Below are 19,226 nucleotides of genomic sequence, written 5' to 3'. Positions count from 1 at the left end.
CCCAGCCGGTCCCCCGCGTGGATGGGCCGGCCCCTCTCCTCGTGATGGCAGTCTCCTGCCTCACTTCGGGCGGCCCACCAGGGCCGCCCTTTTTTGCCTTGTAATCGCGCCCCATGACTGCAAGCGCCCCTTCGTCGCCCCGCCTCGCGGGCATCGACCTGCTGCGCGGCCTCACCGTGGCCGTGATGATCCTCGTCAACGAATGGGCCGGCGTGGCCGGCCTGCCCGCGTGGCTCAAGCACATGCCGGCCGACGCCGATGCGATGAGCGTCGTGGACATGGTGTTCCCGGCCTTCCTGTTCATCGTCGGCCTGTCGCTGCCCATGGCGCTGCAGGCGCGGCTGGACGCCGCCGGCCGCCGCGCCACGCTGCAGCACGTGGCCGAGCGCACGCTGGCGCTGCTGGTGGCCGGGCTGTTCATGGTGAATGCCGAGATGGCGCCAGCCGGCTTCAATGCCGCCGGCTGGCTGCTGGCCGCCTTCGCCGCCATCTTTCTGATGTGGGGCAGCGTGCGCGGCGGGCCGCCGCTGCCCGGGCCGTGGCGGCTGGCGGGCCTCGCGCTGCTGGGCGCGTGCAATGGCTACTACCCCGGCGGCATGGCCGTGCACTGGTGGGGCATCCTGGGCCTGATCGGCTGGGCCTACGGGCTGGCGGCGCTGCTGTTCGTGCTGGCCGGGCGCGACGCGCGGCTGCCGCTGGCGCTGGCGGGCCTGGCCGGCTGCGTGGCCTGGTACGCCTGGGCGGCGCCGCAGCTCGGCGGCGGCGCACACGCCACGCACACGGCGCTGGTGCTGGCCGGCCTGGCCACCGCCGTGCTGCTGCACGACCCGCAGCACATGCTCGCGCCCGACCGCGCCACCCGCGCCGCGCTGCTGCTGGCCTTCCTGCTGCTGGCCGTGGGCTTCAGCCTGCGGCCGCACTTCGCGCTGTCCAAGATCCACGCCACGCCCAGCTGGGGCCTGGTGTGCGCGGGCGCCACGCTGCTGCTGTATCTCGTCATGCGCCCGCTGGCCGAGGCCGCCCCCGGCCGCGCCGCGCTGGCGCTGCTGGGCGACGCCGCCCGCCACCCGCTGCTGGCCTACCTGCTGCCCTTCGTCATCGGCGCGCTGCTGGCGCTGGCCGGCTGGACCTGGCCGGCAATGCTGTCCAGCGGCGCGGCCGGCCTCGCGCGCGGCGTGGCCCTGCTGGCCGGCGTGCTCGTGCTGCTGCGCCTGCTGCTGCGCGCGGGCCTGCGGCTCAAACTCTGACGCACTCCCCCATGCTGCGACGCCACCTGCTCACCCTGCCCGCCTTGCTGCCCATGACCGCCCTCGCCGCACCGCCCGCCCGCTTCCTGCACGTGGGCACCTACGCGCCCGCCGGCCAAGGCCTGTACAGCTTCGCCATTGCGGCCGACGGCGCGCTGCGGCCGCTGGGCGTCACCGCCAACTCTGGCAGCCCCAGCTGGCTGGCCACCGACGGCCGGCGCCTCTACGCCGCCGAGGAAGGCGCCCACCATGTGGCCGTCTACACGCAGGACAACGCCGGCCGGCTGACGCTGCTGCAGCGCGAGCCCAGCGGCGGCCAGGGGCCCTGCCAGTTGTCCCTCGCCGCCGGCCGCATGTGGGTGGCGCATTACGGCGACGCGCGCTTCGCCGCGCTGCCGCTGCAGGCCGACGGTCGCCTGGGCACGGTCGCCAGCTGGCCCAGCTGCAGCAGCGACTGCCGCCCCGGCCCCACGCGCGCCGCCAAGGCGCCGCCTGGCAGCCTGGCCCATAGCGGCCATGACGCACCGCATGCGCACATGATCCAGGCCAGCCCCGACGGCCGCTGGCTGCTGGGCACCGACCTGGGCCGCGACCGCCTGCTCGTCTGGCCGCTGACCGACGCCACGCCGGGCGCGCCCGTGCAGGAGCTGGCCCTCAGCCCCGGCTCGGGCCCGCGCCACTTCGTGTTCCACCCGCAGGACGCCGGCCTCGTCTACGTGCTGCAGGAGGAATCGTCCACGCTGTCCACCGTTGCGCTCGGCGCCGACGGGGCGCGGGTGCTGGACGAGGTCTCCGTGCTGCCCGACGGCTTTGCCGGCACCAGCTTCGCGTCCGACCTGCTCGTCGCGCCCGGCGGCCGCCACCTCTACGCGCTGAACCGGCTGCACGACAGCATCGCCGTGCTGTCACTGGCCCGCCCGCGCAGCCCGCGCCTGCTGGACCACCACTGGGTGCGCGGCAGCTTCCCGCGCAGCGCCTGCATCGCCGGCCAGCACCTGTACGTGTGCAACCAGCGCAGCGACCAGCTCAGCCACTTCAGCCTGGGCCACCCGGAGGCGCCGCGCTTCACTGGCCGGCAAACGGGCGTGCCCAGCCCGGCCGGCGCCTGCGCCATGGCCTGAGGCGCGACCACGGTGACACGAACTGGGCCTAGACTGGCCTGATGAAACCCGCCGCCCTGCTCCTCCTGCTGCTCGCCACCACGGCCCAGGCCGAGCCCCTGGGTTCGGTGGACACCGCCTTCAAGCTCATCGGCCCCGACCACAAGATCGTCGTCGACGCCTACGACGACCCCAAGGTGCCCGGCGTCACCTGCTACGTGTCCCGGGCCAAGACCGGCGGCATCAGCGGCGCCATCGGCCTGGCCGAGGACAAGGCCGAGGCCTCCATCGCCTGTCGCCAGGTCGGCCCCATCGCCATCAGGCAGCCGCTGCCCCGGCAGGAAGAGGTGTTCAACGAGCGCATCTCGCTGGTGTTCAAAAAGCTGCGCATCGTGCGCATGGTCGATGCGCAGCGCAACACGCTGGTCTACCTGACCTACTCGGACCGCCTCATCGACGGCTCGCCCAAGAACAGCGTCACGGCCGTGCCGGTCGCGCGCGAGACGCCCATCCCGCTGCGGCCATGAGCTGGACCGACGCCCTCTTCGCGCTGCTGCCGCTGCAGGCGCTGGCGGCGGCCCTGGTGCTGATGGCCTTCATCGGCTGGCGCCATGCCAACGCGGGCGGGCGCTGGTCGCAGCTGGGCCTGCTGGCGCTGGGCCTGGGCCTGACGCTGGCCGGCCCCGCGTGGGCGCAACATGTGCCGCTGGCACCGCGCGCGCTGCACAGCCTGGGCCTGGCGCTGGTGAGCGGGGGCGTGAGCGCGCTGTGGTGGGCCGCCGGCCTGTGGCTGATGCCGCACCGCGGCCGCTGGCTGATGGGCGCCGCGCCGCTGCTGCTGGGCGCCGGCCATGCCGTGCTGTGGCCACAGGCCGAGCTGGCCCGCACGCTGGCCGACCTCGTGCTCGCCGCCCAACTCACCGCGCTGGGCGTGGCACTGACACGGCCCGGCCGCGAGCAGGTGCTGCACGGGCTGCACCACGGGCGCTGGCGGCTGCTGGGCCTGAGCGCCGTGCTGCCGCTGCTGGTGGCCCTGCTGGCGCGGGCCGGCGCCACGCTGCTGGGCCACGCCGGGCCCGGGCCCGATCTGCTGCTGGCCGTGACCGGCCAACTGGCGCTGCTGCTGGCCCTGCCCCTGCTGCTGCTGGCCTGGCGCGGCCAGACCGAGGCCGAGCTGGCGCGGCTGGCCCAGACGGACGGCCTCACCGGCCTGGCTGACCGCCACGCCTTCCAGGCCCGCTCGGTGGACTTCATCGCGATGGCGCGGCGGTTCGACGAGCCGCTGGCGCTGGTGCTGCTGGAGCTGGACGACTTCGCGGCGCTGCAGGCCGAGCACGGGCCGGAGGTTGGCGACCGGGCACTGGCCTTGTTCGCCAGCTGCGTGCAGACGCAGATGCGGCTGGGTGACCTGGCCGGCCGACTGGCCGGCGAGCAGTGCGGCGTGCTGATGGCGCGCTGCCTGCCCGAAGGCCCGCAGGCGCTGGACGCGCGGCTGCGCGCCGCGTTGGCCGAGCGCGCCCCGGCCGAGCTGGGCCTGGCGCTGTCGTACAGCGCCGGCTGGGCCCGGCTGCGCCCCGGCGACCGCGGCCTGCCCGACCTGCTGCGCCGCGCCGAGACGGCGCTCTACGAAACCCGCCGCGCCGGCGGCGGCCTGCTGACGGCCGAGCCGGGCGTGGCGGATTGAGCGCCGCTCACCCCTGCAGCGCCCAGCGCTTGCAGGACTGGTGGTTGCGCTGGCCGGTCGGCCCCCAGGCCTCGGCGTCCACGGCAGTGCCCACGGCCTCCAGCGCCGGCACCGCCGTCTCGCGGTCCTTCACCATGCAGGCGAAGTAGGCGAGCCGGTTCTGCCAGTAGCGGCTCCTGGGTGACTCTTCCAGGATGGCGCGCAGGCCATCGCGCATCAGCGGCCAGCGCGCCGCCGTGGCCTCGAACAGCGACTGCTCGTAGTCGCCGTCCGTGGCCGCGTTGTAGAGGCGCACATAGCGCCGCAGCGCGTCCTTCTCGGGCAGGCCCTTCATGGACTCGCGCACCCAGCGCTCCAGCACATCGGGGTCGCCGCCCCACTTGGGCAGCAGGCTGGGCAAGGCGGCCAGGTAGACGCAATCGTCGGTCGCGTGCTGGCGCAGGCCCTTGCGCGCAATCTCCAGCTGCTGCCGCAGGCCAACGCCCATGCCGCGCAACAGCGTCAGCAGCGGGCGGATGTAGAAGTTGTCGCGCCCCATCACGTCGCCATGGGCCTTGACATAGGCCAGCGCGTCGTTGAGCTTGGCCTTGAAGTCGGCGAAGCGCTGGTCAGACACCGTGTTGGCGAAGCCGCCACCCCGGTGGTACCAGGCCAGGTCCACCAGGGCCTGCAGGTGCACGGCGTGGGCCAGCGGCGACTGGGGCCGGCTGCGCGCCCAGGCCAGCGTGTTGGCCGCCACCGCCTCGTGGTAGGCGACCGACTCCCCCGCGTAGCTGCGCCAGATGCCGTGGCCGAAGCGGCAGCTCGCCAGCCCGCCTTCCTCGGCGCGCTGCAGGTCCTGCCGGGCGGCCGCGTACAGGCGCTCCAGCTCGTCCCAGTCGCCCCAGAACAGCGCCTCGGACGCGCCGTCGTACACGGTGTCGGCCAACACGCGCGGCGCGGCGGCGGCGGGCACGGCCACCGACTGCGCCTGGGCGCCCCAGGCCGATGCGGCCAGCAGGCCGGCCAGCGCCGCCCGCGTCCATCGAATCAACGCCATGACATGCTCCACTGGAATTCGCGTTCCACGGCCTTCAGGCCCCCGTGCTTGGCCGCGGCGGCCGACCAGTCCACCGCGCGCGCCTTGGCCAGCGTCGCCAGCTCCAGCGTGCCCTCGTGCGCGAACGGCCGCACACCGCGGATGCCGGGCACCTCCACATCGCGCTTGATGACCTTGGCGCGCACCACGCGCCCCTCGGCATTCACATCGGCCAGCACCGTGATCACACCGCTCGCGCCGAAGAAGGTCGACAGGCTGGGATAGGCGTTGTCATCGCTCGCGTTGGCGGCCGCCTTGCGGCGCTCCTGCCAGACGAAGTCGGCCGCCTGCAAGGCCATGGCCGCGCGGAACTGCGCCGGGCTGGCGCCGGCCCACTGGTGCATGGCGCAGCGGGAAGGCGGGTCGGCGATGAAGGGGTCGCGGCGGAAGTTGTCTTGGTCGCCCAGGTAGAAGAAAGCCAGCACCGGCGGCAGCGGCGTCGCGGGGGCCTGGCCGGTGGCGCGCAGTTGCAGCAGGGCCTCTTCGGCGGCCAGCGGTTCGGCATCGCTGACCTGGCGCGGCTGGCCCCAGCGCGCGAGCAGCAAGGCCTCGGCCTGCACGGCCGCCTCGCGCATCTCGGCCGGCAGGCCGCGCAGCCGGGCCAGGCGCATCACCAGCTCGCTGGCATTCGGGCCCACCGGCCGGCACATACCGGGCTGCTGCAACATCTGTTCGAGCACGGCGTCCTGCTCGGGGCCGAGGCTGTCACGCCCCCACAGAGCGAACTCGTTGGCCAGCCGCGCCAGCATGCGGGCGAAGGCGTGCTTAGGGAGGGGCTGGGCCAGCTCCTCCAGGAACCAGCGTTCCATCAGCGCGCGCACGCGCGGCAGGTGTTCGGCCTGCATGGCCTCGGCGGCGGCGCGTGTGCGGGCGTCAAGGTCGTCGCTGGCCAGCACGGTGAAGCGCGGCGCCACGTTGTTCTTGAGCACCCGGTTCATCTCGGCCGGCGCCCAGTCCGGCAGCGTGGGCGGCGGCGGCACGGCGGAAGCTGGCGCGGCCGCAGCGGCGACCTCGTTCGCAACGGGTTTGGTGGCAGGCCGCGCGGCGGGCTTGGCCGCGGGCTTCAGCACCGCCCTGGCCCCGGCGGCCGGCTTGTCGGCGGCCTGCACGGGCGCCAGGCAACACAGCCACGCGGCCATGCCGACGGCAGCCGCTGTTTTGATGCGCATCTTGTTCTCCCTGATAGCGCCGCGATTGTGGTCAAGCCCGGAGGCAGCGCGGCTCATGGCTTACCAGGGCGGCCACGCCGCCGCGCTGTCAGCATTCTCCGACACGCCGAGCCGCGGCTGGCTGACCCGGGGCGCCTGAGGCCACGGCGATGCTGAACCCGACACTCCCTGGAGGCGACGATGGCACAGCACCCCACCCCCACCGACCGGCAGCAGCCCGACCACAGACCCGGCCGCCCGCCGTTCGCCGCGCTGGCGCGCTGGTGGACCGGCAGGCAGGCCGCCGCGCCCGATACGCAGCTGGGCTACGAGTCCGCCCTGCCCTGGATGCTGGACGACACGCCAGCCGAGGCCGCCGACCCGCGGCAACGCTGAGCCCGGCAGGGCGCCTGCACGACCGCCCCGCGCGGGGGCCGCGCTCACTGGATCAGGCCGTTCTTCAGCGCGTAGTAGGTCAGGTCGCTGTTGGTCGAGAGCTTGAGTTTCTCCAGCACGCGGGTGCGGTAGGTGCTGACGGTCTTGACGCTGAGGAACAGCGCCTCGGCGATGTGGCCCACGGTCTCACCCTGCGCCAGGCGCAGGAAGACCTGGAACTCGCGCTCGGACAGCGCCTCGTGCGGCGGCTTGTCCGGCGCGCCTGCGGCGCCGCTGCCACCCACCACGCTGTCGGCCAGCTGCTCGGCAACGGCCGGGCTGATGTAGCGCCGGCCGCGCGACACGAGGCGGATCGCGTCGGCAATCTCCTCGGGGTCGCACTCCTTGTTCAGATAGCCGGCAGCGCCCTGGCGCAGCAGCGTGGTCGCGTAATGCGCCTCGGGAAAGCCGCTGAGGATGAGCACCGGCAGCGCGGGGAAGCGCGCCTTGATGGCGGCCAGCGCGTCCACGCCGCTCTGGTCGGGCATGGAGATGTCCAGCAGCAGCACGTCCACGTCGCCACGGCGCGCCATCTCCAGCGCCTCCCGGCCCGTGGCGCCCTCGCCGGTGACGCGCAGGTCCACATGGTCGGACAGGAACTGGCGCAGGCCGGTGCGCACGATGGCGTGGTCGTCAACGATGCCGATGCGGATCATGGAAAGCCTGTGGGGTGGATGCGATCAGGTCAGCGTAGCAGCCGCACCGCGCGGCGGGCAGCGGCCGGTGTCCTACACGCGCGCCGGACATCTCCGACAAGGCCGCCCGCCGCCGGACTATCCCGCCGCCGCCGCGCCGCTCCGATAGTGCAGTGACGGCCCCGTCACGGGCCGCACAACCTTCAAGGAGCAACTCATGCTGAACCGCCCCGTCCTGACCCTGGCCCTGTCCGCCGCCCTGCTCGCCACCGTCGGCGCCACCACCGGCTGCGCCGTGGCCCGCGACCAGCAGACCGCCGGCAGCTACATCGACGACGCGACGCTGACCACCCGCGTCAAGGCCAAGTTCGCGGCCGACCCCACCGTCAGCGCCTTGGCCATCAGCGTCGAGACGCTGAAGGGCACGGTGCAGCTGTCAGGCTTTGCCAAGAGCGACGCGGAGAAGGCTGTTGCCGGCCGGCTGGCGCGCGAGACCTCGGGCGTCGTGGCCGTGCGCAACGACATCGCCGTGAAGCCATGAAGCCGTGAGCGCGGCGCCCGTGCGCGCGTGGCGCGGGCGCCTAGGACAATTCCTACAACGCAACGCGCCACGCACGCCGCCCGGACCGGCGCCCGCGCGGCCGATACTTGCACCCATCACACCAAGAACAACCCCGCGCCGGGCCATGCCAGCACTCAAAGCCTTCATCGTCGAGGACAGCCCGGTGATCCTGGAGAACCTGGTGGCCACGCTGGAAGAGCTGGCGCAGGTGGAGGTGGTGGGCGCCGTGGCCGACGAGGCCGAGGCGGTGCGCTGGATGAGCCGCAGTGCCGAGCCCGGGGCCGACCTCGTCATCGTCGACGTGTTCCTGCGCTCCGGCACCGGCCTGGGCGTACTGCAGGCCGCGCAGAAGCTGGGCGTGCGCGCCCGCCGCGTCGTGCTGACCAACTACGCCACGGACGAGATGCGCAAGCGCTGCGCCAGCCTGGGCGCCGAGCGCGTGTTCGACAAGAGCCGCGAGCTGGACGACCTGATCTCCTACTGCGTCGAACTGGCCGACCCGCCAGCCGCGGCGAGCTGAGCGGCCGATGGTGCTGCGCCGCCTGGACCCGCTGCTGACGCGGGCATCGCGCCACCGTGGCCTTGCCGTGCTCGGCGCGGCGCTGGCGGCGGCGGCCGTGATGGGCGTCAGCGAGGCCGCCTTCTGGGGCGCCGAGAAGGCGCTGGCGCAGTCCCGCGCCCGCCACCTGGCCCGCGATGACGGGCTGCGCCTGCGCTCGCTGCTGACCGCCGCCGAGACCGCACAGCGCGGCTTTCTGCTGACCGGCCGGGAGGACTACCTCGCCCCCGTGCAGTTGGCGGAGCGCGAGCTCCCCGGCCTGCTGCAGCGGCTGCACGGCCAGTACGAAAGCTCCGACTGGGCGGCGCTGGCTGCCGACGCCAGCCGCCGCGCCAACGAAAAGCTGTCGGAGCTGCAGCTGGTCATCAAGCTCTACCGCGAGGGCAACACGCCGGGCTGGCAGGCGCTGGTGGAGTCCGACATCGGCCGCGAGAAGATGCAGGCGGTGCGCGACGCCGTCGGCCAGCTGGAGCGGCACGAGCTGCGCCAGATCGCGCAGGAGCGCGAGGCCGTCAACCGCTCGCTGACCTACGGCCGGCTGGGTGTGCATGTGCTGACGGTGCTGAGCCTGGCCGGGCTGGCCGTCTTCCTGTGGCGCAACGAGGCGCTGCACCGCGCCCGCCGCGAGCATGCCGAGGAACTGGCCCAGGAGCGCGACCGGCTGGACGGCGAGGTGGCACGCCGCACCGCCGAGCTGACCGAGCTGGCCCGCCACCTGCAGACCGTGCGCGAGGACGAGCGCGCCCACCTGGCCCGCGAACTGCACGACGAGCTGGGCGCACTGCTGACCGCGGCCAAGCTGGACGTGGCCCGCATCCGCCGCCAGGCCAAGGCCGTGCCCGACATCGACGAGCGCCTGCGCCACATGAGCGCGCTGCTGGACCAGGGCATCGCGCTGAAGCGCCGCATCATCGAGGACCTGCGGCCCTCGGCGCTGTCCAACCTGGGCCTGATCCCGGCGCTGGAGATCCTGGCCACCGAGTTCGCACAGCGCTCGGGCCTGCAGCTCAAGCTGGAGCTGGCCGACGTGCCCACCGACGACGCCGACCGCTTGGCGCTGTACCGGCTGGTGCAGGAGGCGCTGACCAACATCCTGCGCCACGCCAAGGCCACGCAGGTGCGCGTGTCGCTGGGCGACGCGGACGGCTGGCTGCAGCTGCAGATCCGCGACGACGGCCAGGGCTTCAACCCCGAGGCCGTGGGCACCGGCCACCACGGCCTGCTGGGCATGCGCTACCGCATCGAGAGCCTGGGCGGCACGCTGCAGCTGCTGTCGGCGCCGGGCCGGGGCACGTTGGTGCTAGCGCAGCTGCCCAGGCGCCAAGCGCCCGCCGAGGCGGCCGAACCGCCCGCACCGCTCGTGTAGGACAAGGCCTCGGCTGCCCTTTGTTACCACGCCGAGGCCAACGACGGCCCTCCTGCTGACGTTCAATACGCACCGCGGCCCGGCCGCCCAGGAGACCGTCATGAGCATCCGCACCTCCCTCACCCGCTGGCTCGCCCCCGCCCTGCTGGGCCTGGGCAGCCTGAGCTCCCTGCCCGCCCAGGCCGGCGATGTCAGCCTGTCGATCGGCTTCAGCCAGCCCGGGGTGTACGGCCGCGTGGACATCGGCCGCTACCCGCCACCGGTGCTGGTGGCACCGCAGCCGGTGTACGTGGGCCGTCACGTTCACCGCGAGCCGGTCTACCTGTGGGTGCCGCCCGGCCACCGCCGCGACTGGCGCCGCCACTGCGGCCACTATGGCGCCTGCGGCGCGCCGGTGTACTTCGTGGACGACGGCTGGTATCGCCGCCATGTGGTCGTGCACCGCGACCACGACCACGGCGGTCACCGCCACCACTGGGATTCACCGCGCCACGACGACCGCCGTGGCGACGGCCATCACCACCGCCACCACGATCACCCGCATCACCGGGGTGACCGCGGCGACCGGGGCCACCGCGACTGAGCGCATGATGGCGGCCCTGCGGCTTGAACCTGCCAGCGCCGGCAGGGTACACACGCCGCATGTCCATCTGGTCCAGCCTCCGAACTCCACGCCAGGCGCCGCCGCCCGCCGCGCGGGGCGCGGCCGCCGATGCCGCTGAGCTGGCGCTGCTGGCCGGCGTGAAACGCGGCCGCCGAGCTGATTTCGACGCGCTCTACCGCCTCTACCACCCCCGCCTGTGGCGCTTCCTGACGCAGCTGCTGCGCCAGCCTGACGCCATCGAGGAGGCGTTGAACGACACCCTGCTGGTGGTGTGGCAGCGCGCCGACAGCTTCGACGGGCGCAGCAAGCTGTCGACCTGGATCTTCGGCATCGCCTACCGCAAGGGCCTGAAGGCGCTGAGCCGGCAAGACCTGCCGGTGGATGATGAGGACGTGCCCGAGGCCGCCGACACCGCGCCCGGGCCCGAGCAGCAGCTGGGCCAGGCGCAGCTGCGCGAGCGGCTGCGCGAGGCCATGGGCGAGCTGTCGCCCGAGCACCGGGCCGTCGTGGAGCTGTGCTACTTCCACGACATGGCCTACGGCGAGATCGCCGACGTGGTGGGCTGCCCGGCCGAGACCGTGAAGACACGGATGTTTTATGCGCGGCGCCGGCTGCGCACCTTGCTCGACGACCTGGCCGGGCATGGAGGAGAGCTGTCATGAGCGTGGTCATCCCGATGGAACACGACGAGCACGCGGCCGCGCAGGCCCTGCTGCCCTGGTTTGCGCGCGGCCAGCTGGACGAGGCCGACACGGCCAAGGTGCAGCGGCACCTGGCGCACTGCGCGCTGTGCCGCGACGAGCTGGCGGCCGAGCGCCCGATGCAGGCCCTGCTGGCCGGCGCCGGGGCTGCGCCTGCGGGCGGCGACGTGGAAGCCGGCCTGGCTCGGCTGCATGCCCGCCTGCAACCGCCCGCCCCTCGGCGCGAGGCGCCGCGCTGGATGCCCTGGGCACTGGGCCTGCAAGGCGCGGCCTGCGTGCTGTTGCTGACGCTGTGGCTGCAGGCGCCGCCGCAGGCACCGGCCTACGAAGGCCTGTCGGCGGCCGGCACGGCGCCGGTGGCGGCGGACGCGCTGGTGATGTTCAAACCCGGCACCACCGAGCAGGCGCTGCGCGAGCTGCTGCAAGCGCAGGGCGCCCGCGTGGTGGCCGGCCCGACCGAGACGGGCGCCTGGCTGCTGCACGTGGACGCCCGCGGCCTGGCCGCGCTGCGGGCCGCGCCCATCGTGCAGCTGGCCGAGCCGCTGCAGCCGGGGCCGGCGCGATGAAGCACCTCATGCTGGGCTTGCAACTGCTGTGGCTGCTGACCTGCAGCCTGATCGGTGGCGCAGCGATCGCGCAGGCTGAAGAAGCGCAGCGCCAGGTGCTGGTGATGCTGCAGCTGCCCAAGGCGCACTACCGGCCCGACGGCAGCTACGCCGGCCACTACGGCGCCGGCATGGGCCGGCAGTCCCGCCAGCAGGTGGCGCAGAGCCTGGCGGGCCAGCACGGCCTGGAGATGCGCAGCGAATGGCCCATGCCGCTGGCCGGTGTGGACTGCTTCGTGATGCAGCTGCCTGCCGGCGACCGACGCTCCTCGGCCGACGTGGCGCGTGCCGTGTCGGAGGACCGCCGCGTGGCCTGGGCGCAGCCGGTAGGCCTCTACCAAGCCGAGGGCAGCAGCGCGCAGGAGCCGCTGTACGCCGCCCAGCCGGTGGCCCAGCAATGGCGGCTGGCCGAGCTGCACCGCGTGGCCACGGGCCGCGGCGTGCGCGTGGCCGTGGTGGACAGCGGCGTCGAAACCCGCCACCCCGACCTGGCCGGGCAGGTGGTGCACAGCCAGAACTTCGTCGGCGACCAGCCGCCGCCGGCAGAGCACCACGGCACGGCTGTAGCCGGCATCATTGCGGCGCGGGCCGACAACGGCGCCGGCATCGCCGGCATCGCACCGCAGGCCAAGCTGCTGGCGCTGCGGGCCTGCTGGCAGGCCAGCCCGGCGCAGACGCTGTGCACCGGCCTGGGCCTCGCCAAGGCCTTGTACGCCGCCATCCAGCAGGGCGCCCACATCATCAACCTCAGCCTGGGCGGGCCGGACGACCGGCTGCTGGCCCTGCTGCTGGACCAGGCCCAGGCGCGCGGCGCCACCGTCGTTGCCGCACTGCCAAGCCGCGACGCGCCCTTTCCGGCCAAGCATCCGGGTGTGCTGGTGGTGGGCAGCGCACCGCCGGTGCCCAGTGGTGCGCTGCTGGCGCCCGGGCGTGACGTGCCCAGCACCGCGCCGGGCGGCGGCTGGACGGTGGTGACGGGCAGCTCCTTTGCGGCAGCGCACGCCGCCGGCCTGCTGGCACTGGCCCGCGAGCTGGACGGGCACGCCACGCTGGTGAGCACCGCGCAGGGCCGCATCGACGGCTGCGCCACGCTGGCCCGCTGGGCCGGGCCGCGTCACGCCGCGTGCACAGCGGTCGTGCACACTGCGGAGTGATGCCCGCCGCCCGCCTGCTGCCCCTGTTTCTGCTGCTGATGAGCGCTGCGCGCGCCGATGTCGGCATGACGCTATCCCTGCAGACCGATGCGCGCGAGCGCGGCCAGTCCTACAGCGACAACCAGCCGGGCGCGCAGCTGGGCCTGGGCTGGGACGGCACGGGCGGCTGGTATGCCGGCGTGTCGCTGGCGCCCGTGCGCTTCGATGCCACCCGCCGGGGCCGCTGGTGGCGGGCCTATGGCGGCCGGGTGATCACGCTGCGGCCCGGGCTGGACGCCGAGGCCGGCCTGGTGCTGCACCGTTACGCGCAGCTGTCACGCTACGACCACGCCGAGGCCTTTGCCGGCCTGCTGGGCGAGGGCTGGCAGCTGCGCCTGCATGGCGCGCCCAACCACTACGGCAGCGGCCAGCGCAGCGTCTACCTCGAGGCCAATCTGCGCTGGCCCGCCACGGCGCCGTTGGCCTGGCTGGCCCATGCGGGCGTGCTGCACGCCGCCGGCAACTCGCGCTGGGGCCGGCCCCGGAACGCAGACGGCCCCACGCGCGCCGACCTGCGCGCGGGCGGCTCGTGGCAGCTGGGCGAGGCCGTGGAGCTGCAGGCAGCCTGGGTCTGGGCCAGCCGCGGCGGGCCGGTCGTGGGCGCGGGCGCCACGCGCCGCAGCACGGCGCAGCTGACCCTGAGCGCGGCGTTCTAGCGCGCGACGCGGATCAGACGCCCGCCGTCGGTCAGCAACACCAAGGCGCCGTCCGGGGCCACCTTGACGGCACGGATGCGCTGGCCCAGGTCGTCGAACAGCTTCTCGCGCGCCGTCACGCTGTTGCCCGACAACGTGAGCCGCCACAGAGCCTGGCCGGCGAGCGCCCCGACGAAGAGGTTGCCCTGCCACTCCGGGAACAGGGTGCCCTCGTAGAAGGCCATGCCGGCGGGCGCAATGGAGGTCGGCACCCACCACGTGAGCGGCTCGACGAAGCGCGGCGCATGCGTGCCGCCGCCGATGGCGCAGGCCGTGCCCACCGGGTCGCCGTAGTTGCAGCCGTAGCTCACCGTGGGCCAGCCGTAGTTGGCGCCGGCCCGGGCGATGTTGATCTCGTCGCCGCCCTGCGAGCCATGCTCGCTGACCCACAACTCACCGGTGCTTGGGTGCAGCGCCGCGCCCTGCGGGTTGCGGTGGCCCAGGCTCCACAGCCCCGGCCGGGCGCCGGCACCGAAGCTGGGGTTGTCAGTGGGCAGGCTTCCGTCGCGGTTCACGCGCACCACCTTGCCCAGCGTCTGGGCCAGGTCTTGCGCGGGGCTGCCGAGCTGGCGGTCGCCCAGCGTGATGAACAGCGTCTTGTCACGCCCGAACACCAGCCGCGAGCCGTAATGGCCGCCGCCACTGACCTTGGGCGCCTGGCGGAAGATGACCGTCAACCCCTGCAGCGCATTGCCCACCAGCTGGGCACGCGCGACCGCCGTGCCGGAGCGGCCGGCCTCGACACCGCTGCCGGGCTCCGAGTAGCTGAGGAACACGTGGCCCGTGCTGGCGAAGTCGGGGTCCAGCGCCACGTCCAGCAGGCCGCCCTGGCCGGCGCTGTCCACGACGGGCGCGCCGCTGACGGGCTGGCTGGTGGTGTAGTCGGCCGACACCCGCACCACGCTGCCCGCCCGCTGCGTGACCAGCCAGCTGCCATCGGGCAACTGCGCCAGGCCCCAGGGGCTGGACAGCTGCACCGGCTGCACGGTGGCGCGCGGCGGGCCACTGGGTACGGGCGTGGGCGGGGGCGTGGTGGCCACCGGTGGCGGCGTCGGGGCAGCGGCCGTGCCACCGCCGCCACCACAGCCCGCCAACAGGGCCAGACCGAGCAGCAGGCTGAGCACGCGGGGATTCGATGCAGTCATGGGCAACTCCTGGCCGCGATGTTGGCGCAAGCCGCCGCGGCCCGGCGCAAGCAAATGTTGCGGCCGCTCAGCGCTTGGGCAGCGGGAAGCTGGCCAGGCTCGCATGGCCCTTGCGCGACAGCGCCTGCACGCCGAACACCACGTTGTCCTTGCTGACGGGCAGCGTGGCGCGCGTCGTGCGGCCCACATCGCGGGCGTGCTGCCAGGTGGCCGCGTCGGTGTCGCGCCAGACGATGCGGTAGCCGGCCACCTCGGGGTCGTCGCTGGCCAGCCATTCCAGCGTGGAGTCATTGGTCAGGCCGCTGGCGTCCAGCCGCACGCCCTTGGGCGGCGCGGGCGCCCAGGCCAGCGTCGCGAAACCGGCAAGGTTGGCCCGCGTCACGTCGGCCACATAGGCGAAATCGACGAACTCGGGCAGGTCGCCATAGGTGATGCCGTTCTCCGTGCGCACGTTCTGGTGCTGATGGGAGAAGTTCTCGAAGGGTTCGCTGAAGCGCACCGCCGCATAGCCGCGCTCCAGGAAGGGCAGATGGTCACCGCCACGCAGGTAGCGGTCGCGGCGCTGGATGAGCTGCACGGTGAAGCCGGGCATGGCCGCCTCGGCGGCCGCCTTCAGGTGGCGGCCCAACTGGTGGGTGGGCAGGTCCTCGTTGCCACCGGCCTGCAGCAGCGGCAGCAGCTCGGCCTGCATCGCGGCAAAGGCCTTCTGGTCGGCGACGGAGGCCGGCCGGTTGGACTGGGCCTGCAGCAGCAGGCGCACCAGCGGGTCCAGCCCGTCGGCGAACAGCCGCAGCCGCCGGGGATCGTGCTGGCCGGCATCGCCGCGCGAGCTGCCGACGATGTCGTTGGTGACCATGGCCTCCACGTTCAACCCCTGGGCCCGCGCCTCGCGCGCCCATTGCGCCGCGCCCAGCAGGCCCTGCTCCTCGCCCGGCACGGCCATGAACACCAGCGTCGCATCGAACTGGCGGCGCGCCATCACGCAGGCCAGCTCCATGACGACCGCCGTGCCCGACGCGTCGTCGTTGGCGCCGGGCGAGTCGCCCAGGCTGTCCATCACATCGCTGTTACGCGAGTCGTAGTGGCCGCTGACGACCAGCAGCCTGTCCTTGCCGGCGCCGCTGCCCGGCAGGGTGGCGACGACGTTGACCAGCTCGGTGGGCCGGGGCACGCGGTTGCCGGCGGGCTCGATGAAGCTCTGCGCCTCCACCCGCAGCCGCCCGCCGGACGCCTTGGCGCAGGCCTGCAGCTCCGCCGTGATCCAGCGCCGCGCCGCGCCGATGCCGCGCGTGTCGGAGGCGATGTCGGACAGCGTGTGCCGCGTGCCGAAGCTGACCAGCTTGCGGATGCGCGCCTCGATGCGCGCGGGGCTGACCTCGGCCAGCATGGCCTGCAGTTCGTTGGCGCTGCCCTGCGCGGGGGCGGCCGTGGCGAACAAGGAAAGAACGAGCGCGCTGAGTCGGCATTTCATGCGGCGCATTCTGCGACCGGCGGCAAGCCCCAGGTGAACGCTCATTTATCATCCGCCCCATGCCCAGCGCCCCCCGCGACGTCGCGCAGATCCGTTTGGACAACGCGATGCGGCTGTTCGAAGAGTTCGTCAGCGCCACCGTCAAACATCCCGATGCCGCCACCCTGCGTGGCCTTGAACGCCGCTTCGCCGAGAAGCTGCAGATCCAGCCCAGCTACTGGAGCCAGATCAAGGGCCGCTCGCGCCAGATCGGCGAGCGGCTGGCGCGCCAGTTCGAACAGCTGTGCCACAAGACGCCCGGCTGGATGGACCTGGAGCACGGCGCCGTGGCCACGCCCGCGCCGCTGACCTCGATGGCCGCGGCCATGGGCCATGTGCCGCCGCCGCCCCCCGAGCCCTCGCCCAGCCTGCCGCAGGACGACGACGAGCGCTTCATCGTGGGCCTGGTGCTGACCTACTACCGCCGCCACCCGCAGCGCGCCCGCACGCGGCTGCTGGACCTGCTGGGCGAGGTGCTCACCCCCGAGCCCGCCGCGGCCCCGCGGGCGGCACCCAAGCCCGCCGCTCCCAGCCCGCAAGCCGAGCTGGACGACTGGCGCAAGCTGCAGTCGGGCATCGCGCCGCTGAAACCCAAGAAGCGCTGAGCCCGGCGCCTGTCCGGCTGCCAACGGCAGGCCTCCCCAAGCTTGGGGAGGCTCGATAAATCCCCCTTGCGCAAGATCAACGTTTGTTTATCATTTGCGCAAGTTGTGGCGCGGCAGTCCTTGCGCCACGGCGAGTGCCCCTCCCGCCATCCCTGACCCGCCCGGCCCGCGCTGCCACTGCGCGCACGCCCCGGGCGCCCTGACCTCTTGCCGCAAACGCCAGGCCCTGCTGGGTCGAGCCGCTGCATTGCCCGCCGCCCACGCGGCCTTCACCGGAGTTGTTGTCCATGCCCCAGTTCACATCCCCTCGCCCGCTGCAGATCAAGCTGCGCAAGCCCCGCAATCCGCTGGTTGCGCCGGCGCTCAAGCGCCAGGCCGGCCGACACCAGAGCGCCACCGACGCCCACGCGCTACGCCAGCAAGCCCGCCTGGAACTGCGACGACTGCTGCGCGACCGCTTCCCCGACGACAGCCCCTGAATCAACCGCACCGCGGGCCCCTCGATCCATGTGATGAGGGCCGCCGGCCGGTGCCAAGGAGACCCTCATGAGATTGATCGAACTGCGCGGCCCCGACGCCGCCGACACCCACGCCGCCTGGGCCCGCCGCTGGGTCCGCCTCAAGCGCGCGGCCCGCGCGATCCGGCTGGTGTTCGCCCCCACCCACCGCCGCCGGCGCCTCCGCAGCCAGCTGGAGTTCTATGCCGAGGCTGGCGCGTCGGAGGGCGCGCTGTATGCCGACGGTGAGCTGACCGCACAGCTGGACGGCGTGCGCAGACTGTGAACTGAGTGGTGAAAAGGGGGCGCATGCGGCGAGCGCGCGCCCCCGCATCGGCCTAGCATCGCGTCACCATGCCCGTGCGCCTGCCCCTCACCGCTCCGCTGCCCAGCCTCGATGCCTGGGTCGACGCCTTTGCACGTGCCGAGATCCCGGTGCTGGCCGAGACGGCCGAGGCGCTGGAGTTGATGCGCGCCAACGAAGACGATGTGGACGCCCACGGGCTGGCCGAGCTCATCGTGACCGACCCGCTGATGTCGCTGAAGGTCATCGCCCGCGCCAGCGAGCTCAAGCGCGGGCGCCTGATGGCCGACACCGAGACGGTGACGGCGGCGCTGGTGCTGATGGGCATCACGCCCTTCTTCCGCGCCTTCGGGCCGCAACCGACGATGGAGGCCGCGCTGGCCGGCCATGACGAGGCCCTGATGGGCCTGTCACGCGTGATGCAGCGCGCCGAGCGGGCCTCGCGCTATGCGCTGGGCTTTGCGGCGCACCGCGCCGACCCCGACGCCGCCGTCATCCACAGCGCCGCGCTGCTGCACGATTTCGCCGAGATGCTGCTGTGGCTGCACGCGCCCGACCTGGCGCTGCAGATCGCCCAGTTGCAGGACGCCGACCGCCAGCTGCGCAGCGCAGCCGCGCAGCGCCAGGTGCTGGGCATCGAGCTGGCCGACCTGGAGCAGGCGCTGATGCAGCATTGGCATCTGCCCGAGCTGCTGATGCGCATCACCAACGACCGCCACGAGCGCGACCCGCAGGTGCGCTGCGTGCACTTGGCCGTGCGCCTGGCGCGGCACACGGCCCGGGGCTGGGATGACGCGGGCGTGCCGGATGACCTGCACGACATCGCCGAGTTGCTGAACCTCAGCGAAACCCACGCGCTGAAGCTACTTCACGAGTTCGACTGACGGCGGCGGCGGTACAGGGCCACCAGGCCCAGGCCGCCCAGCAACATTGCCGCACTGGCCGGCTCCGGCACCGGCGTGGCGGTGAAGTTGGCGTTGTTGGGCGCGAAGTCGGAGATGGCGCTGACGCCAGCAAACGTCGTGTTGCGCGGCCACAGGTTGAAGGTGTAGTCCAGCTTGTTGGCGAAACCGGTGCTGGGCAGCAGCGCGCCGCTGACGGTGGCAGTGATGGTCTTGCCGCTGATGACGACCGCGCCCGTCGGCAGCGCCCCGGCGCCGGCCACGGTGCCCGTGCCATTGGCGTTGAGCAGGACGACGCGGTCGAAGCGCACGCCGTTCAGGCCCAGGCTGTTGGCGAAGCTGGCGACGCCGGCTCCGCGGTTCACACCCCAGACGTACAGGCCGGTGGCGGTGCTGCCGACGTTGCCGTCCATCGTGGCCGTCAGCGTGAAGGTGTCGGTGCCGGCGTTGTAGAACACGCTGGCGGCGACGACGTCCAGGTCGGCGCTGGCGGCGGCGCTGCCGGCGAAGGTGGCGAGGAAGTCGCCCTTGGGATCGGTGACGCCGTCCAGCGCGTGGCTGGCCAGCGGCAGGCCCAGCAGGGCCAGGGCGGCGGTATGAGCAAGTAGACGCATGCAGAACTCCTGAGTGGATGGGCTGACATGGCCGGCA

General features: G+C 73.3%; 23 protein-coding genes. 17 read left to right on the top strand and 6 right to left on the bottom strand.

Annotated elements, in window-relative coordinates; genetic code table 11:
* Positions 1-113: 113 nt before the first annotated feature.
* From NYO99_RS09765 to NYO99_RS09750, 4 genes are read left to right on the top strand one after another with little or no spacing between them, the layout of a single operon-like run.
* Positions 114-1,247, top strand: a complete 1,134-nt coding sequence (locus tag NYO99_RS09765) for a DUF5009 domain-containing protein (RefSeq protein WP_268166992.1) — start codon at positions 114-116, stop codon at positions 1,245-1,247.
* Positions 1,248-1,258: 11 nt separating this feature from the next.
* The gene (locus tag NYO99_RS09760) at positions 1,259-2,368 is read left to right on the top strand and encodes a lactonase family protein (RefSeq protein WP_268166991.1); all 1,110 of its coding nucleotides are present in this window, start codon (positions 1,259-1,261) and stop codon (positions 2,366-2,368) included.
* Between the two features lie 41 nt (positions 2,369-2,409).
* Positions 2,410-2,874, top strand: coding sequence for a CreA family protein (locus tag NYO99_RS09755; RefSeq protein ID WP_268166990.1), 465 nt, complete (start codon positions 2,410-2,412; stop codon positions 2,872-2,874).
* Positions 2,871-4,031 (top strand): GGDEF domain-containing protein, encoded by a 1,161-nt coding sequence (locus NYO99_RS09750; protein ID WP_268166989.1) that lies wholly within the window; start codon positions 2,871-2,873, stop codon positions 4,029-4,031. The genes NYO99_RS09755 and NYO99_RS09750 overlap by 4 nt, the downstream gene beginning before the upstream one ends.
* Positions 4,032-4,038: 7 nt before the next feature.
* On the opposite strand, the gene NYO99_RS09745 is transcribed toward NYO99_RS09750, so the two are convergent.
* Together NYO99_RS09745 and NYO99_RS09740 are read right to left on the bottom strand one after the other, a co-directional pair.
* Positions 4,039-5,070, bottom strand: coding sequence for a hypothetical protein (locus NYO99_RS09745; RefSeq protein WP_268166988.1), 1,032 nt, complete (start codon positions 5,068-5,070; stop codon positions 4,039-4,041).
* Positions 5,061-6,278 carry a hypothetical protein gene (locus tag NYO99_RS09740; protein ID WP_268166987.1) on the bottom strand — a complete coding sequence of 406 codons (1,218 nt, stop codon included), beginning with the start codon at positions 6,276-6,278 and terminating at the stop codon, positions 5,061-5,063. Before NYO99_RS09740 ends, NYO99_RS09745 begins: the two co-directional genes overlap by 10 nt.
* A 180-nt stretch (positions 6,279-6,458) precedes the next feature.
* On the opposite strand from NYO99_RS09740, the gene NYO99_RS09735 reads away from it, so the two are divergent.
* Positions 6,459-6,653, top strand: a complete 195-nt coding sequence (locus NYO99_RS09735; RefSeq protein ID WP_268166986.1) for a hypothetical protein — start codon at positions 6,459-6,461, stop codon at positions 6,651-6,653.
* Between the two features lie 44 nt (positions 6,654-6,697).
* Here the strand turns inward: NYO99_RS09735 and NYO99_RS09730 are convergent, their stop codons facing one another.
* Positions 6,698-7,348, bottom strand: a complete 651-nt coding sequence (locus NYO99_RS09730) for a response regulator (protein WP_268166985.1) — start codon at positions 7,346-7,348, stop codon at positions 6,698-6,700.
* Positions 7,349-7,544: 196 nt separating this feature from the next.
* On the opposite strand from NYO99_RS09730, the gene NYO99_RS09725 reads away from it, so the two are divergent.
* From NYO99_RS09725 to NYO99_RS09690, 8 genes are all read left to right on the top strand, one after another.
* Positions 7,545-7,868: a BON domain-containing protein gene (locus tag NYO99_RS09725; protein WP_268166984.1), complete on the top strand. Its 324-nt coding sequence runs from the start codon at positions 7,545-7,547 to the stop codon at positions 7,866-7,868.
* A gap of 145 nt (positions 7,869-8,013) precedes the next feature.
* On the top strand, positions 8,014-8,409 hold the full coding sequence (locus NYO99_RS09720) for a response regulator transcription factor (protein ID WP_268166983.1): 396 nt from the start codon (positions 8,014-8,016) through the stop codon (positions 8,407-8,409).
* Between the two features lie 7 nt (positions 8,410-8,416).
* A complete protein-coding gene (locus NYO99_RS09715) occupies positions 8,417-9,814 on the top strand; it encodes a CHASE3 domain-containing protein (protein ID WP_268166982.1) in 1,398 nt (465 codons plus the stop codon).
* Positions 9,815-9,914: 100 nt separating this feature from the next.
* Positions 9,915-10,397, top strand: a complete 483-nt coding sequence (locus NYO99_RS09710; protein WP_268166981.1) for a hypothetical protein — start codon at positions 9,915-9,917, stop codon at positions 10,395-10,397.
* Positions 10,398-10,456: 59 nt separating this feature from the next.
* Positions 10,457-11,080, top strand: coding sequence for an RNA polymerase sigma factor (locus tag NYO99_RS09705; protein WP_268166980.1), 624 nt, complete (start codon positions 10,457-10,459; stop codon positions 11,078-11,080).
* Complete coding sequence (locus tag NYO99_RS09700; protein ID WP_268166979.1) at positions 11,077-11,685, top strand: zf-HC2 domain-containing protein; 609 nt, start codon at positions 11,077-11,079, stop codon at positions 11,683-11,685. Before NYO99_RS09705 ends, NYO99_RS09700 begins: the two co-directional genes overlap by 4 nt.
* A gap of 8 nt (positions 11,686-11,693) precedes the next feature.
* Positions 11,694-12,878 carry a S8 family peptidase gene (locus NYO99_RS09695; RefSeq protein ID WP_268166978.1) on the top strand — a complete coding sequence of 395 codons (1,185 nt, stop codon included), beginning with the start codon at positions 11,694-11,696 and terminating at the stop codon, positions 12,876-12,878.
* On the top strand, positions 12,878-13,573 hold the full coding sequence (locus tag NYO99_RS09690) for a TorF family putative porin (protein WP_268166977.1): 696 nt from the start codon (positions 12,878-12,880) through the stop codon (positions 13,571-13,573). The genes NYO99_RS09695 and NYO99_RS09690 overlap by 1 nt, the downstream gene beginning before the upstream one ends.
* On the opposite strand, the gene NYO99_RS09685 is transcribed toward NYO99_RS09690, so the two are convergent.
* Positions 13,570-14,757, bottom strand: coding sequence for a PQQ-dependent sugar dehydrogenase (locus NYO99_RS09685; RefSeq protein WP_268166976.1), 1,188 nt, complete (start codon positions 14,755-14,757; stop codon positions 13,570-13,572). The genes NYO99_RS09690 and NYO99_RS09685 overlap by 4 nt on opposite strands.
* Before the next feature lie 67 nt (positions 14,758-14,824).
* Positions 14,825-16,228 carry a M28 family metallopeptidase gene (locus NYO99_RS09680; protein ID WP_268166975.1) on the bottom strand — a complete coding sequence of 468 codons (1,404 nt, stop codon included), beginning with the start codon at positions 16,226-16,228 and terminating at the stop codon, positions 14,825-14,827.
* 59 nt (positions 16,229-16,287) lie between these two features.
* Between NYO99_RS09680 and NYO99_RS09675 the strand changes: the two genes are divergently transcribed.
* The 4 genes from NYO99_RS09675 (at position 16,288) to NYO99_RS09660 (ending at position 18,557) form a co-directional block, all read left to right on the top strand.
* On the top strand, positions 16,288-16,872 hold the full coding sequence (locus NYO99_RS09675; protein ID WP_268166974.1) for a hypothetical protein: 585 nt from the start codon (positions 16,288-16,290) through the stop codon (positions 16,870-16,872).
* A 287-nt stretch (positions 16,873-17,159) separates the two neighbouring features.
* Complete coding sequence (locus tag NYO99_RS09670; RefSeq protein ID WP_268166973.1) at positions 17,160-17,351, top strand: hypothetical protein; 192 nt, start codon at positions 17,160-17,162, stop codon at positions 17,349-17,351.
* Between the two features lie 67 nt (positions 17,352-17,418).
* A complete protein-coding gene (locus tag NYO99_RS09665) occupies positions 17,419-17,655 on the top strand; it encodes a hypothetical protein (protein WP_268166972.1) in 237 nt (78 codons plus the stop codon).
* A 68-nt stretch (positions 17,656-17,723) separates the two neighbouring features.
* Positions 17,724-18,557 (top strand): HDOD domain-containing protein, encoded by an 834-nt coding sequence (locus NYO99_RS09660; RefSeq protein ID WP_268166971.1) that lies wholly within the window; start codon positions 17,724-17,726, stop codon positions 18,555-18,557.
* Here the strand turns inward: NYO99_RS09660 and NYO99_RS09655 are convergent.
* Positions 18,542-19,189, bottom strand: a complete 648-nt coding sequence (locus NYO99_RS09655) for a PEP-CTERM sorting domain-containing protein (protein ID WP_268166970.1) — start codon at positions 19,187-19,189, stop codon at positions 18,542-18,544. The two genes, NYO99_RS09660 and NYO99_RS09655, sit on opposite strands and share 16 nt — an antisense overlap.
* Positions 19,190-19,226 lie beyond the last annotated feature (37 nt).

It is taken from the genome of Roseateles hydrophilus (assembly GCF_026712245.1).
GTDB lineage: Bacteria > Pseudomonadota > Gammaproteobacteria > Burkholderiales > Burkholderiaceae_C > Pelomonas > Pelomonas hydrophilus.
This window is presented reverse-complemented; position numbering and strand designations above follow the sequence as displayed.